We start from the raw sequence: 13,209 nt of genomic DNA on the forward strand, positions 1-13,209 counted from the left end.
ATGCAAGCAATCGAAAGAACATTGACGAGCAACGAAGTAGCAGTGATGGTAGGCAGACGGCATGACCAAGTTTTAAGAGATATTGCTAAGATAATTGAACATCTGACTGACCACAAAAGTGTGGCGAGTGATTTATTCATCGAATCAACTTATGAAGATTCAACAGGCAGAAGCCTACCAAACTATCTACTAACGAAAAAAGGCTGCGAGTTATACGCAACAAGAATGACAGGAGCTAAGGGAACACAATTCGCCTTAAGTTATATCGAACGATTCAACGAAATGGAATCACACATCAAGGAGCAAGCGCTTAAGATTCCAGAAACACCAGAAGAAGCGCTGGAACTCATGTTTGAATTTCAAAAAGGCACAAAGGAGAAAGTTGCCAAAGTCGAGAAACGTGTCACTGATCTTGAAGAAAACACAGTCCTAAGTGCAGGCGACTACAGCTACATCACACGCCGCATCAATCAGCGAGTTGCAGAAGTTGCACGAGGTTTCGGGAAAGTCACAAATAGCCAACGAGGAGAGCTACACAAGGACATCAACTCAGGCGTCAAGAAAATCACAGGTGTGAGTACAAGAACTCAGCTACGGCAGAAACACTTCCAGAAGGTACTTGATTACATCACAGATTGGGAACCAAGCACAGCAACAAAAACGATCGTCCGTCAAATGGATCTACTGGATTAAAAATAACCCCACGCGGAAGGAGGGGCTAGGGTGAATAAAAAAGATAAGGCAAAAGTCATAGTGGTATCTGTTATCAGTTCATTAATTATAAATCTTATTTTCCAGCTACTTTTGAAATAAGTAAGTAATTAAATTTACCAGAAGAGTGGTTACAACAGCAACAGCGATTGGAACTTGTATGCTCCACTTTAATTTTTCTTGATGATCTGTTTCTAAGAATTCAAGATAATTCTTACCTTGTGTAGTGGGAGCATAATACTTCTTTACTTCATCATTTTCGTTTTTTTCAGTTTTTTCTTCTATGAATCTAATTTCTGTTAAATGTTTGATGCAATCTCTTAATTCAAATGAATCTATTTGAAATTTTATTGCAAGACTTTCAACAGTTGTAAGAGACATAGCTGATTCATAAAATCCTTGACGTGATGATAAATATTTTAAAATTTCTAATTCATTTTTTGATAAACGTTCATTCATGCCAACACCACCAGTTTTTAAACAATTATACCAAAGGAGCAATCACATTGAAAAACAAACTAGCAAAAACAACAGCAATAATCGGACTAGCACTAGGTAGCGGAGTTATCGGCTATGCAGCAAGTAACGCATTTCAGGACTTGGACACGATCAAGGCAAACTTCAACACAGTCCTACAATACGGACAAACGAAGTCGCAACGTGTGTCAGAACTCGAATCACAGCTATCCAACAACATTCTCACACAGGAGCAGCTGAAAGCCGAAATTGAGCAAATCAAATCGGACAAGCAGAAGGAAATTGAAGCCAAGCAACGGGAGATCGAACAAAAGCAACAGGAGATCGCTACAAAGCAACAGGAAGCCGATAGCTTGCGTCAACAACTATCCACAGTACAAAACGACAAGGAGCAGTTAGAACAGCGTGTGAGCGAGTTACGGCAGTATACGGATCAAAAAGTAGGGGAGCTGGGGAAATGATTAAAAGAATCACTATATCAGTTGAGGAAGATAGTGGATTGACAATACAGCACACCGTATCAACAAAAGAAGAAGCGCTCGCTTTAATCGATCGATACTTCAAGGAGGAGTCAGCATGAATAAAATTTACTGGATCAGACGCACAACATTTATCCTTGTCATCTTTGCATTGGGAGCATTGCTTTCATCAGAACCACCAACGTGGCTAGTCATCGGATTCCCTTGTGTCGCAATGTTACTGCTAATGATCTATGACGAAGCAGTATTTGAATTACGATCAAGGACGGTGAAGAAATGACTAGAGCGGAAGTGCTTGATCTATACTATCGCACACTTGACTGGAAAGAAATTTACTATGAAGCACAAGCAAAAATGGACACAAAAAAAGACTCCGGCCAGCAAGCATAGAGTCTTAACAAAAATCATCTAAGGAGATTATACCATGAGAATAGCTATTGACACAATCGGGCGTATTCATCTAATTGACGGATACAAACCTTATGGATCAATCGTTTTCGATATTGATAAGAAGAACGATCGAGTAGGCGTTTATCAGGACAGCGACAACGAAGTTATCCGTACACAATTTGAAACTATCGAAGAATCAGCTGAATTTGGTCGAGAAGAACTGATTCAGGGATTAGAGCAAGTGATTGAGAATTTGAAGGAGGCGTTGTAGTTGAGCGATAAAAATGTTTATCAGCGTTTAGCAGAAGTCAGAAAGTCGATTTCTTATCTGAAGAAAGAGAAATCTGGTAATCAATTCCAATATGTGGGGTCTAGTGATGTGTTAGGGGCGTTGCACAGTGCTATCAACGATGCTGGGCTTTTGCTAATTCCTTCCATTACTAATCACAAACTAAATGAACGAGTGGAGCTAATCGGAAGTGAAGAAAATCAGAAAGAACGAGCAACTTATTTCACCGAATTAGAAATGAATATGCGCTGGCAGAATATTGATGACAAAAATGACTTTGTCGATAGCGCTTGGTATGCACAAGGTGTTGATATTGCTGGGGAAAAGGGAGTAGGTAAAGCCTTAACCTACGGCGAAAAGTATTTCTTACTGAAGTTTTTCAACATTGCGACAGACAAAGACGATCCAGATTCATTCCAAAGAAAACAAGAATCTATCCAGCCGCCTAAGCTGATTGACGGAAAACAGCTGGCTGCTTTGAAAGACGAAGCTAGAAAAGTCGCTGAATTAGCAGGGGCTGAACTATCGATAATCCAAAATAAGTTGGCTGAAGCAGCAAAGGTTCCTTCTCTTGATCAATTGCCAGTAAATCTATTCAGTAGCGCTATGGCTCAACTCATTAAGTGGAAGCAGAGCTATGAAAAGAACTCACAAGAAAGCAAGTCCGCTGAACAAAAGCAAAATGATATCAATTGGGGGAATGCGCAATGACGACCGATTTAACTACTCAACTTGAATTTAACGTAGATTTCACGCCAAGCCAAATCACGATCAACAATGAAGCCAAGCTGAAAGAGTTGGTGGATGCGACTATCGCTCGTTATGGAACTTTAATTTTCACTGACGACAATATTCCAGAAGCGAAGCAAGCTAAAGCAGATCTGAATAAAATTGCCAAGCTGCTGGACGACCAACGCAAAGCGGTTAAGAAAGAATACAGCAAGCCTTTAAAAGATTTTGAAACTAAGATCAATGGTTATACGAATCAAATCAAACTTGTTAGCGACGGCATCAACGAAAGTATTTCTTCTTTTGAAGAGTCTGAAAAGGACAAACGATTTGAAAAACTGAAAGCAACGATCGAAGAAATTGCACCAAATTATGAGATTGATCCATACGCTTTGGAAATTAAACCAGCATGGCTAAATAAAGGCAATTTCACTACTAAAGGTGAGTTGAATAAAAAAACTCTCGAAGAAATCACATTCCAAATGAAACAAATTGCTGCAGAAAACAAACGAATTGAAAATGATAAAGCTATCATTGGCAACTATGCTAAAGCAGTAGGACTTGAGCCAGAATCGTGGGTAGCGCAAATCGAGAATGGATTGTTCGCTACTGACTTGATGAAGCAAATTGATGCTACTGTGACTGCTAAACGCGAACGAGAAGAGCGTGAACTCAAGGAGCAGCAAGCGCAAGCTGAATATGAACAAGCTATGAAAGAACTCAAAGAGAAGCAAGTTGATAATACTGTTATCGATCAAGAAACAGGTGAGATTTTAGAGGAATCACCAGACCTGCAGCGCCAAGAAATTGAAGAGTTTAGAACAGTTGAATTGCGCCTAACAGGAACGCATGAACAACTAACTGCATTAAACAAGTTTATCACCAACGAAGGAATCAAAGTGGAAGTGATGTAAATGAACAACCTTTCGTATCTAGCAAAAATAACAAAAGTTGAAGGCGATCACCTAACGCTCGAACTCAAAGATGAACTAAATACGGAAAGAAGTTCTGCACCTTATAAAATTTGTCAAAAAAACTGTTGCCATTCCACTGACGTAATAAATATTAGCTTGTTTGGAGGAGGAGCTCTTGACACCTTCATTTACTTGAATTCCCATTGGGGAACGCAAGTTAGAACGCTTAGAGACCTCATATTAGAAGGGAAGTCTTACAATGACTATTGGGCAGCTTCTAAATCAAGTCAAAGCGTAAATACTGGGGGCCATAGAATTGTAATCGATGGAAATGTGTTCTCAAAAGTGCTGCCTAATGTTAACAAGTATAGCGATTGGGGTTATGGACAAGCATTCACTTCTAGCGGTTGGAAAGATCCGGCTATTAATACCACAATGAAAGGATCAGGAATGATGGTGGGAACTATATCTGATCTGCTAGTATCTAATAATATATTCTATAACATGGATAAGGGAGTATTCTTCATATATAATTCATTTTCTAGAAAAATCGAAATATTAGGTAACACGTTCACGAGGATGAATCAGGGAGTAGGGTTGGACTCAGAAGCCTACAAAGGAAATTATGATATGAGAATAATCAATAACGTTTTCGACATGGACCCTTTCTATGAGACATCTGCTAGAGCCAGCAATAAAGATGGAACTTGGTTGAATGCAGATTTCCAGCCTACAGCTTTAGCTGTTAATTCAGCCGACGGACTGATCGTTAAGAGTAACACTTTTAAAAATATGTGTAAGGTTATTCACGGAACGACACAAAGTATTATAAGCGACAATATTTATTATTATAACCCAGTGAATTCGGCGGGGATAAGAACTGTTAATGGTATGGATAATAATGGATTGATTGTCACTGAGGACTTCGACGCTAATTCATCAACTTTCGGAAATATATTGCACCTACAAAACGGACTAACGAGTAGCTCTGTACCAACTACAGGTATGTATAGAAAAGGCCAATTCATTAGGAATGTTTCCCCTAGTGTATCTAGTGGTAAAGTTTTGATAGGGTGGTCAAGGTTAACCACGGGTAATAGCCATGTGGTTGGGACTGACTGGACACCTGTTTATACAACTTCTTTGTAAACTTTGAATACTAATGGTTAAAAAATGCATAGCGATGACATGACATTTATTTTAAAAAAGTGGGTGACGTATGAAAAATATAATTATCCTCAAATGGGATAGTTTAGTTCTCAGTATCGTGTCGGTTTTATATGGATTGCAGTTGCTTTTGCACCCTGCAATCTTACAAGAGTACAGAGTATATCAGTTGGTTGACGAACTGTTCGACTATCGAGCGATCAGTGCAGTGTTTATGATCTTAGGTTTTCTCAAAATCTTAGGCATTGTGATCAATAACAAGAAATTAAAGCATACAGTGCTAGTATTGCTTACATTCTTTTGGACACTCTTCGGAGTGTCTTTTGTTTTATCTGCACCACCAAATACTATCGGCATTTTATCCTTGGCAATGGCATTCCTTGCAATGGGAATTGCCATCAAGGAGGACTGATACTGTGGGAGACATCAACTTGACTACGATCATTGTGGCTCTTGGCGGTGGGTATATCACCTATCTAGGAACTAAATATTCTAACAAAGCAAGTCTCGAAAAGACTAATACTGAAAATGCCGATGTTCTCTACAGAAAGTATCAGGAGATGGTAGATAAGTTAGAGAAGAAAGTCGATAAACTCGAAGCTGAAATTTCTGATATCAAAAACAAATACGAGAAGGAAATTGCTTACTACCAAAAACTGGTTGAAGAGTTAGAAGACGAGAATGAAGAGTTGAAAAATGAAAATGCAATTTTGAAAGGTGGAATTTAACATGGAACATATTTTAACAGCCGCAACAGTAATTGTAGGTGTGGTTATGGCGGTAACAGGGTTAGTGAAACAAATGATCCCAAACAATAAGTTATTGCCAGTAATCAATATTTTGCTAGGAACTGCGGTTGGGGTTGTTTACGCCGCAACAATGGTACCAGATCAACTGATTGTGTTTGGTTGGGCAGGATTCTTGTCAGGTTTAGCCGCAGGCGGTTTCTATGACTTAGGCGCTGGATTTATTAAAGGCAACAAATCGGAACCCGATTATGGTGACGGACAAGAGTTTACACAAAAGAAGGAGTAGCCAATTGGCTGCTCTTTTTTGATTTAGAAAGGATGATATAAATGAGTTTCATCAAATACGAATATATCAATATTAATGAGTACTCAAGACCAGGTATCAGGAATAACGGTATCGATGGTATCATCATGCATTACACTGCCAATAAAGGTGGTACCGCACGTAATCACAAGAACTATTTTAATAATCTAAAAGGAAACTATGCTTCTGCTCAACTGTTTATAGACGACATTGAAGCACTCTGTATTATTCCCTTAAATGAAGTTGCGTATCACGCCAACGAAATTAGCAAATACAATGCAGATGGGTCACGCTATCGTCCGTTGTATTCTAAGATTGGTAACGCCAACTATTCAACAATCGGTGTTGAAATGTGCCTAGACAAGAATGGAAACATTACGGAAAAGACATTCCAAAATGCTGTGAAGGCTGTCAAAGAATTGATCGCCATTTATCCTCATATTACGAGAGAGAAGATTTGGCGCCACTTTGATGTTACTGGCAAGAACTGCCCAGCTCCATGGGTAGCAAAACCAAGTGAGCTAGAACGGTTCAAAGATGCGGTGTTTGGCAAGACTAGCGGTTCTAATTCAGCAGCTAAACCTAGCACACCTTCTGTAAAACCAAGTACCAATAAAATCCAAGAAGATGGCATGTTTGGTCCAAGTACTGCCAATAAAGCAATGCAATACGAAGGTATCACACCAGATGACGAAATCAGCCATCAGTATCGGCAAGCGTGCAACAAGAACCTTTATGCCGCACAATTTGATAATACACTCAAAGGATCAACGCTGATTCGTACATGGCAGAAACGATTGAAAGCAAAAGGTTTATACAAAGGTGCGATCGATGGACTGTGCGGAACAGAAATGATTAAAGCTATGCAGCGAGCCTTGAAGACAACGGTTGATGGAGTTATCAGCCCGACTTCTAACATGGTCAAAGCATTACAAGTAGCATTGAACAACAACAAGCTTCCGTGGTAAACAAATACCCCTTACTCGGTTGAGTAGGGGGCTTTTTTATTTGTCGCTCTCAAGCGGGGTGTCGATTGTATTTTTTGCTTCATCCAATGGCGTATTGAAATATAATACTTTGTAGCTATCTTTATCTGTAAATGAGTAAACCATGTCAAAATTATAAATTTTATCCTGATACGTGAAGTTCCCTATTGCGCTATAAACATTCTTATATTCTTCGCCTGTTTCGGTATTTTTGTCATCAGGCATTCGATATACTTTAAACGAATCGTCGGTGAAGTTAACTTCAAAATTATCGATCATATAGTGTTCTTTCAAAACCTTTTCAACGATAATTGAAGCTTCAGATTTTTCTTCGTCATTTGTATCTTTGACCTCTGAGTTTGATTCGCTATAGCTTCTTGAATCCTCTGTTGAAGAAGTACTGCCACAAGCGCCTAAGAATAGAATTGATAATAATAAACCAACTGCTAACTTTTTCATTTTGACCCTCTTTTCATTAATTTTATAGCTTCATTGTATCAGAAAAAATTATTCTTACATATATTTTTGTGTATAATTAGTTTGCTACTATTATATAGATGGTATTCGATACAAAGAAAAATATTTGGCACATGTTTGGCACAAAATAAAAATATCCCTTATAATATAAGGGATTTAAGTATATATTAAACGTTCCCTGCCGGAATCGAACCAGCAACTAATCCTTAGGAGGGACTTGTTATATCCATTTAACTAAGGGAACACAATAGCTATATTTTACCTGTTATTCGTGTTTCTCGCAAGATGAGAAGGAAAAGAAAGGAAGAAAAACATGGTCAAACGATTGATAAGTGCAAACTATAGTGAAATCAAAGAAATGTCGGCGCAAGAATTAAAGCAATCCATTAAAGCGAGCGAAGGACGAGTGATCGTCTGTGAAACGGTGGTTCAAACCATACCGCAAGCTGGCGATATCACCAACGCAGAAGTCGCGGCAGCTTTTGGGGCTGACTTGATTTTGTTGAATGGCTTTGATTGTTATCGTCCAGCTATTTTTGGGATGCCTGGTATCACATTGGAGCAGCTGCTTGATCCTACACAACCGATTGAAAACCCGATTCCTCAACTAAAACAACTGATTGGACGACCTGTCGGCATCAATCTTGAGCCGATCCCAGCTACGACGGAGATGATGAGTGAAAAGATCAGCATCAGTCAAGGCCGAACAAGTTCGGTTGACACCATCAAAAAAGCCCAAGAACTCGGGGTGGACTTTCTCTGCTTTACAGGCAATCCTGGAACAGGTGTGACCAACCGAGAAATCGCTAAAGCAGTAAAATTGGCAAAAGAACATTTCTCTGGGTTGATCATCGCTGGAAAAATGCACAGTGCCGGCTCAGATGAACCTGTGGTTGATCGAGAAGCCATCATTTCTTACGCTGAAGCTGGGGCAGATATTTTGTTACTGCCTTCCGTTGGCTCGATTCAAGGCTTTCTAGAAAAGGATCTGCTTGAAGCTGTTCAAATTGCCAAACAATATGACTTATTGACGATGTCAGCGATCGGAACGAGTCAAGAGAGTGCGCGTCCGGAAACGTTGCGACAATTAGCCATTATCAACAAAACTTGTGGGGTCGACCTGCAGCATATCGGTGATGCCGGTTATGGCGGCATGGCACCGACTGAAAATATTTTTGAAACATCGGTTGCAATTAGAGGTATGCGCCATACGATCAATCGTGTCGGGCGTTCAATCAACCGTTAAATCAGAAAAAATTACTAGTGAAGGAAAACGGAGAATCGTTCTGCTTCGCTTTTTGCGTTTTTTTCGCTAAGTTAGAAAGAAAGGAGGGAACACAAAATGAAACAAGCATTGATCATTTACGGAGGTTGGGAAGGACACGCCCCAAAAGAGACCAGTCAGTTTTACCAAACGTTGCTGGAGTCAGAAGGATATCAGGTGACACTCGCCTCAGATTTTGAACCTCTCTATCATAAAGAAGAATTAAAAAGGCTGGATCTGTTGATCATGAATTGGACGCGAGGAGAATTGCCTGATGAGCCGCTGCAAAATGTCACTCAGGCTGTAGCAGAAGGATTGGGATTAGCAGGGGTTCATGGCGGCTTTGCCTCGGCTTTTCAAGCCAGTAAAGGCTGGTTGTTTCTGACTGGCGGCTGTTTTTTGGCACATCCTGGCGGATTGGAAACGACCTATAGCATCGATCTTACGACAGATCACTATATTACGGCAAATACGCAATCGATCCCTCAGTTGACGACGGAGCAATACTATTGCCTGGTTGATCCAGCCGTCACTGTATTAGCTACCTCAACATTTGCCGCTAAAGATCATCCGAATGCAGCTAACCAAGAAGTCATACTGCCAATGATGTGGATCAAAAAGTGGGGCAAGGGCAGAGTCTTTTTCCAATCCGTTGGACACAGTCTAAAAGAGCTGAAAGAGCCGACCATTCAGACTTGGACCAAACGAGGCTTTCTATGGGCCACCAGAAATACATTGACAGATCCGCTGAAAAATAGCCAGTATAGTGAGTAATCAGAAAAACGAATGAGGAAATAAACGCATGCAATCGTTTTACTTTATGGAAGAAAATAAGCATGGTACACTTTATTTGTATTTGATTAAGCAGGAGGTAATGTGGAATGGGAAAATTTGGAAAAAGTTTTTTATCGCAGGTAATATCTGACGGAATCAAAGGACCATTTGTCACGATCATGCTCAATACGCATGTCGGCCACCAGAATGTCGAAAAGGATCAAATCAAATTTAAGAACTTTGCCAAAGATGCGAAGCGCCGCTTTGAAAAAAAATACCCAGATCATTCTTGGGATCTTTTTCAAACGAAAATTGATGAACTGCTTGCAGATCAATCATTTTGGCGCAACAGTACAACGAGTGTGGCGGTGATTATCACACCAGAAGATGTACTAGTTCATCGGTTAAGTATTCGTGTGGATGATCAATATTACGTAGGGGAAACCCCGTATGTATTAGCTGTCATCAAAAACGCACAATTTAATTACCCATTTTATCTCTTAGCGTTGAATCGCGATTCAATGCAAGTCTATCAAGTTGAAAATAATCAAGTGTGTGAAGTCGAGTTGCCAGAAGAGGCACCGACAACGATCGAAAAAGCGCTGGGGGAAGAAATCACTGGCGGCGGCAACTTTAATTACAGTGCCCAAGGTGGCCCTAACTCAGGAGGAGAAGGCGTCGCTTATCACGGCTTTAGTGCCAAAGATGAAGAAGTCGAGATCGATCACGTCAACTACTACCAAGCAGTTGATGCATTTTTTAAGAATGACTTTTCAAACGAAGAGCATTTACCAATGTATCTTTTTGCTTTACCAGAAAATCAAACGCTGTTTAAAAAAGTGGCAAAAACGAACTTTTTCAAAGCAGAACCAAGCATTTCCTCTTCACCAGCATCGTTATCTTTGAAAGAGATCCAAACGTGTACGCAAAAGCTGATTGCGGAGTTGACACAAAAAGAAGTTGGGGAATACGGCAAGCTGTTGGATCGGAAATTTATTGACCAATTGGTTGATATCGTACCTGCAGCTAAAGAAGGCAGGATCGCCAATCTGTTTGTAGCGACTTCCAATCTCGCCGATGGGTTTGGAGAAGATCCTGACACGGAATACGATCGTCGCCAAGTGTTAAATACGCTGGCAATCGATGTTTTAGAAAACGGCGGCGAGGTATCTATTTTGGAACAAAAAGATGCCCCAGGAGAAAAAAGTTTGACTGCGATTTTGCGCTACTAAACGCAGTTGCGTCCTTCGTAAATAAAACGTTTCCAAAAAAGGAAAGACTGTTGCAGATCTTTAGTGCAGCAGTCTTTTTGCGAATTATAAAAAAATAAAGGCGTTTTCATTTTTTTTGATTTTCTATTAGTCATAAAGAAGATAATGTGCTATAATACAAAGTGTAGTTTTTGTTACGGTAAATTATGGTAGCTTGTTTCATCTTAAACATCTTCCACATTTTCACCTTATACAAGTAATTGCAAAATATGTGTATAAACACAAGGAGGATTTTTATTATGGAAACAGGTACAGTGAAATGGTTTAACTCAGACAAAGGTTTTGGATTCATCACTGCAGAAAACGGTAACGATGTATTCGTTCATTTCTCAGCTATCCAAGGCGAAGGCTTCAAAACTTTAGAAGAAGGTCAAGCAGTGACTTTCGATATCGAAGACGGACAACGTGGCCCTCAAGCGACTAACGTTAACAAAGCGTAATTTGTGAATGCCTTTTAAGAGCAGCTTAGCTGCTCTTTTTTTTGTGCGCGTGATATTTGCTTGCGGAGAAAGTAGTTGTTATACTCTTAGAAAAAAAGGAGGCAAACTGATGGGATTGAATGAATTTATTCTTGGATTGGCTAATTTAGAAAAAATCCAACGAGCACCTGGATTTTTTAAGTTTACCGAGCACAGCGTGGCCGCTCATTCGTTTCGAGTAACCATGATTGCCCAGACCTTAGCCGATATCGAAGAACAAGCGGGAAATCAAGTCAACTGGCAAATTCTTTATGAAAAAGCCTTGAACCATGATTACACGGAACGTTTCATCGGTGATATCAAAACGCCGGTCAAATATGCGAACAAAGAATTGCGGGCAATGTTATCAACCGTTGAAGAAAAAATGACCGATGCCTTCATCGAAGAAGAAATTCCAGGAAGCTTTCAAGCAACGTATCGCAGACGCCTAGCGGATGGCAAAGACAACAGCCTTGAAGGGCAGCTATTAGCAATTGCGGATAAGATCGATCTTTTGTATGAATCTTTTGAAGAGATCTCAAAGAGCAACCCAGATAAAGTATACAAAGAAATGTTTCGAGAGGCCGTTTTAACCGTCAAAGAGTTTCAGCATCGTCCGTGTGTCACTTATTTCTTTGAAGCCATTTTTCCAGAGTTACTAAATGCAGATTTTTATGGCAAGACTGCCTTTTTAGAAGAAATCGCGGCTTTGGTGGAAAAATAACCAAAACGAAAAAACGAAAAATCAAGAAATGATTCATCTCAAGGGCTTCAATGAAACAAGTGAGGGGATCAGGTTTGATTTTTCGTTTTTTTGTTGGATTAAAGTAAAGATTCCGCTCCATCAATATAGACTTCCGTTCCAGAAATATTGCCCGCAGCCTCTGAAGAAAGAAAAAGCACAAGGTTGGCGACTTGTTCTGGCACGCCTGTTTCTTGCTTTAATGGTCGAGAACGTTCTGGATATTTGACGGGGATCTCAACGCGAGCAACTTCTTCTTCAATTTCTGTGTTGGCATCGATATTCGTTGCGATCGCCCCAGGACAGATAGCATTGACCCGAATATTATAACCGGAAAGTTCCAGCGCAGCCATTTTTGTAAAGGCAACTTGTCCTGCCTTAGACGTACTATAAGCTGTCGCACCAAAATTGCTAAAGATGCGGTTTCCATTGACTGAACTCGTAATGACAATGCTGCCACCGTTTGTTTTCATAAAGGGAATGGCCGCTTTGACGGTAATAAAGGTACTGCGTAAATTTGTGTTGATAGTCTGATCCCATTCTGCCACCGTCAGCTCTTCGATCGGTGTCCAGGTACCGTTGATGCCGGCATTGACATGGAGTACATCAAGTCCCCCTAGTTCTTCCACAAGACCACTCATTGCTTCTTGCAGCTTATCCGCTTCGGTGACGTCAACCGCTCGATAATGGGCTTGTGCGTCATAGTCAGCAAGAAACTCCTGCAGCTCTTTCTCATTGCGATCAATCAACCCAACAAGTGCGCCCTGGGCTAGAAATTGTTCTGCCACTGCTTTTCCAATTCCTGAAGCAGCACCCGTTACAATCACTCGTTTGTTTTTGAAATCATTCATTTTTTTCGCCTCCTTATAGTAAATTATAAAAAAGATCCCTTTTTTTGTCGAAAAAAGCGATCAGTGACCAGCAAAAAACTCTTTCAGATGGGACACGCGAACGGTTAGCTTTCTAGTTTTACCTCCTGAGAACCCTTGTATCTAGTGGGAAAACAGATGTAATCGCCATTGATTTTG

General features: G+C 40.2%; 19 protein-coding genes and 1 tRNA gene. 16 read left to right on the forward strand and 4 right to left on the reverse strand.

Translation table 11 applies throughout. From position 1 onward, the window contains the following. On the forward strand, positions 1–693 hold the full coding sequence (locus tag CO692_RS13655; protein WP_096742459.1) for a Rha family transcriptional regulator: 693 nt from the start codon (positions 1–3) through the stop codon (positions 691–693). Positions 694–798: 105 nt separating this feature from the next. Here CO692_RS13655 and CO692_RS13660 read toward each other — a convergent pair whose 3' ends face one another. Continuing rightward, positions 799–1,170: a hypothetical protein gene (locus CO692_RS13660; protein WP_096742460.1), complete on the reverse strand. Its 372-nt coding sequence runs from the start codon at positions 1,168–1,170 to the stop codon at positions 799–801. Positions 1,171–1,217: 47 nt separating this feature from the next. On the opposite strand from CO692_RS13660, the gene CO692_RS13665 reads away from it, so the two are divergent. The 10 genes from CO692_RS13665 (at position 1,218) to CO692_RS13710 (ending at position 7,177) form a co-directional block, all read left to right on the forward strand. After that, positions 1,218–1,649 carry a hypothetical protein gene (locus CO692_RS13665; protein ID WP_096742461.1) on the forward strand — a complete coding sequence of 144 codons (432 nt, stop codon included), beginning with the start codon at positions 1,218–1,220 and terminating at the stop codon, positions 1,647–1,649. Positions 1,650–1,764: 115 nt separating this feature from the next. Further along, entirely contained in the window at positions 1,765–1,947 is a 183-nt protein-coding gene (locus tag CO692_RS13670) for a hypothetical protein (protein ID WP_096742462.1), read from the forward strand. 144 nt (positions 1,948–2,091) lie between these two features. Further along, positions 2,092–2,328: a hypothetical protein gene (locus CO692_RS13675; protein ID WP_096742463.1), complete on the forward strand. Its 237-nt coding sequence runs from the start codon at positions 2,092–2,094 to the stop codon at positions 2,326–2,328. Beyond that, the gene (locus CO692_RS13680; protein WP_096742464.1) at positions 2,329–3,057 is read left to right on the forward strand and encodes an ERF family protein; all 729 of its coding nucleotides are present in this window, start codon (positions 2,329–2,331) and stop codon (positions 3,055–3,057) included. Further along, complete coding sequence (locus tag CO692_RS13685; protein WP_096742465.1) at positions 3,054–3,989, forward strand: DUF1351 domain-containing protein; 936 nt, start codon at positions 3,054–3,056, stop codon at positions 3,987–3,989. Before CO692_RS13680 ends, CO692_RS13685 begins: the two co-directional genes overlap by 4 nt. Next, positions 3,990–5,138 (forward strand): hypothetical protein, encoded by a 1,149-nt coding sequence (locus tag CO692_RS13690; RefSeq protein WP_096742466.1) that lies wholly within the window; start codon positions 3,990–3,992, stop codon positions 5,136–5,138. A gap of 70 nt (positions 5,139–5,208) precedes the next feature. Beyond that, the gene (locus CO692_RS13695; protein WP_096742467.1) at positions 5,209–5,568 is read left to right on the forward strand and encodes a hypothetical protein; all 360 of its coding nucleotides are present in this window, start codon (positions 5,209–5,211) and stop codon (positions 5,566–5,568) included. Between the two features lie 4 nt (positions 5,569–5,572). Continuing rightward, a complete protein-coding gene (locus tag CO692_RS13700; protein ID WP_096742468.1) occupies positions 5,573–5,884 on the forward strand; it encodes a hypothetical protein in 312 nt (103 codons plus the stop codon). A gap of 1 nt (position 5,885) precedes the next feature. Further along, entirely contained in the window at positions 5,886–6,191 is a 306-nt protein-coding gene (locus CO692_RS13705; RefSeq protein ID WP_226818149.1) for a hypothetical protein, read from the forward strand. 125 nt (positions 6,192–6,316) lie between these two features. After that, entirely contained in the window at positions 6,317–7,177 is an 861-nt protein-coding gene (locus tag CO692_RS13710) for an N-acetylmuramoyl-L-alanine amidase (protein ID WP_264291235.1), read from the forward strand. 36 nt (positions 7,178–7,213) lie between these two features. Here CO692_RS13710 and CO692_RS13715 read toward each other — a convergent pair whose 3' ends face one another. Together CO692_RS13715 and CO692_RS13720 are read right to left on the reverse strand one after the other, a co-directional pair. Further along, positions 7,214–7,654 carry a hypothetical protein gene (locus CO692_RS13715; protein WP_096742471.1) on the reverse strand — a complete coding sequence of 147 codons (441 nt, stop codon included), beginning with the start codon at positions 7,652–7,654 and terminating at the stop codon, positions 7,214–7,216. Between the two features lie 190 nt (positions 7,655–7,844). Beyond that, positions 7,845–7,916 (reverse strand) — tRNA-Arg (locus CO692_RS13720). Between the two features lie 69 nt (positions 7,917–7,985). On the opposite strand from CO692_RS13720, the gene CO692_RS13725 reads away from it, so the two are divergent. The 5 genes from CO692_RS13725 to CO692_RS13745 all read left to right on the forward strand — a co-directional run bounded on the left by CO692_RS13725 (position 7,986) and on the right by CO692_RS13745 (position 12,163). Then, positions 7,986–8,918 carry a PEP phosphonomutase gene (locus CO692_RS13725; RefSeq protein WP_086292811.1) on the forward strand — a complete coding sequence of 311 codons (933 nt, stop codon included), beginning with the start codon at positions 7,986–7,988 and terminating at the stop codon, positions 8,916–8,918. A gap of 96 nt (positions 8,919–9,014) precedes the next feature. After that, on the forward strand, positions 9,015–9,710 hold the full coding sequence (locus CO692_RS13730; RefSeq protein WP_096742472.1) for a ThuA domain-containing protein: 696 nt from the start codon (positions 9,015–9,017) through the stop codon (positions 9,708–9,710). A gap of 107 nt (positions 9,711–9,817) precedes the next feature. After that, positions 9,818–10,942, forward strand: a complete 1,125-nt coding sequence (locus tag CO692_RS13735) for a hypothetical protein (RefSeq protein WP_096742473.1) — start codon at positions 9,818–9,820, stop codon at positions 10,940–10,942. Between the two features lie 278 nt (positions 10,943–11,220). Next, positions 11,221–11,421: a cold-shock protein gene (locus CO692_RS13740; RefSeq protein WP_003126918.1), complete on the forward strand. Its 201-nt coding sequence runs from the start codon at positions 11,221–11,223 to the stop codon at positions 11,419–11,421. Positions 11,422–11,530: 109 nt separating this feature from the next. Next, positions 11,531–12,163 (forward strand): YfbR-like 5'-deoxynucleotidase, encoded by a 633-nt coding sequence (locus CO692_RS13745; RefSeq protein WP_086292805.1) that lies wholly within the window; start codon positions 11,531–11,533, stop codon positions 12,161–12,163. Positions 12,164–12,261: 98 nt separating this feature from the next. On the opposite strand, the gene CO692_RS13750 is transcribed toward CO692_RS13745, so the two are convergent. Beyond that, positions 12,262–13,032 carry an SDR family oxidoreductase gene (locus tag CO692_RS13750; RefSeq protein WP_077452593.1) on the reverse strand — a complete coding sequence of 257 codons (771 nt, stop codon included), beginning with the start codon at positions 13,030–13,032 and terminating at the stop codon, positions 12,262–12,264. Between the last annotated feature and the right edge of the window lie 177 nt (positions 13,033–13,209).

The organism is Enterococcus sp. FDAARGOS_375, from assembly GCF_002393265.1.
GTDB lineage: Bacteria > Bacillota > Bacilli > Lactobacillales > Enterococcaceae > Enterococcus_D > Enterococcus_D innesii.

Bases quoted from the DNA above. Each gene is read 5' to 3' on its own strand.
- CO692_RS13655 (WP_096742459.1), top strand. From the start codon at position 1: ATGCAAGCAATCGAAAGAACATTGACGAGCAACGAAGTAGCAGTGATG.
- CO692_RS13685 (WP_096742465.1), top strand. From the start codon at position 3,054: ATGACGACCGATTTAACTACTCAACTTGAATTTAACGTAGATTTCACG.
- CO692_RS13745 (WP_086292805.1), top strand. From the start codon at position 11,531: ATGGGATTGAATGAATTTATTCTTGGATTGGCTAATTTAGAAAAAATC.
- CO692_RS13705 (WP_226818149.1), top strand. From the start codon at position 5,886: ATGGAACATATTTTAACAGCCGCAACAGTAATTGTAGGTGTGGTTATG.
- CO692_RS13695 (WP_096742467.1), top strand. From the start codon at position 5,209: ATGAAAAATATAATTATCCTCAAATGGGATAGTTTAGTTCTCAGTATC.
- CO692_RS13730 (WP_096742472.1), top strand. From the start codon at position 9,015: ATGAAACAAGCATTGATCATTTACGGAGGTTGGGAAGGACACGCCCCA.
- CO692_RS13750 (WP_077452593.1), bottom strand. From the start codon at position 13,032: ATGAATGATTTCAAAAACAAACGAGTGATTGTAACGGGTGCTGCTTCA.
- CO692_RS13670 (WP_096742462.1), top strand. From the start codon at position 1,765: ATGAATAAAATTTACTGGATCAGACGCACAACATTTATCCTTGTCATC.
- CO692_RS13725 (WP_086292811.1), top strand. From the start codon at position 7,986: ATGGTCAAACGATTGATAAGTGCAAACTATAGTGAAATCAAAGAAATG.
- CO692_RS13740 (WP_003126918.1), top strand. From the start codon at position 11,221: ATGGAAACAGGTACAGTGAAATGGTTTAACTCAGACAAAGGTTTTGGA.
- CO692_RS13690 (WP_096742466.1), top strand. From the start codon at position 3,990: ATGAACAACCTTTCGTATCTAGCAAAAATAACAAAAGTTGAAGGCGAT.
- CO692_RS13715 (WP_096742471.1), bottom strand. From the start codon at position 7,654: ATGAAAAAGTTAGCAGTTGGTTTATTATTATCAATTCTATTCTTAGGC.
- CO692_RS13735 (WP_096742473.1), top strand. From the start codon at position 9,818: ATGGGAAAATTTGGAAAAAGTTTTTTATCGCAGGTAATATCTGACGGA.
- CO692_RS13675 (WP_096742463.1), top strand. From the start codon at position 2,092: ATGAGAATAGCTATTGACACAATCGGGCGTATTCATCTAATTGACGGA.
- CO692_RS13660 (WP_096742460.1), bottom strand. From the start codon at position 1,170: ATGAATGAACGTTTATCAAAAAATGAATTAGAAATTTTAAAATATTTA.
- CO692_RS13710 (WP_264291235.1), top strand. From the start codon at position 6,317: ATGCATTACACTGCCAATAAAGGTGGTACCGCACGTAATCACAAGAAC.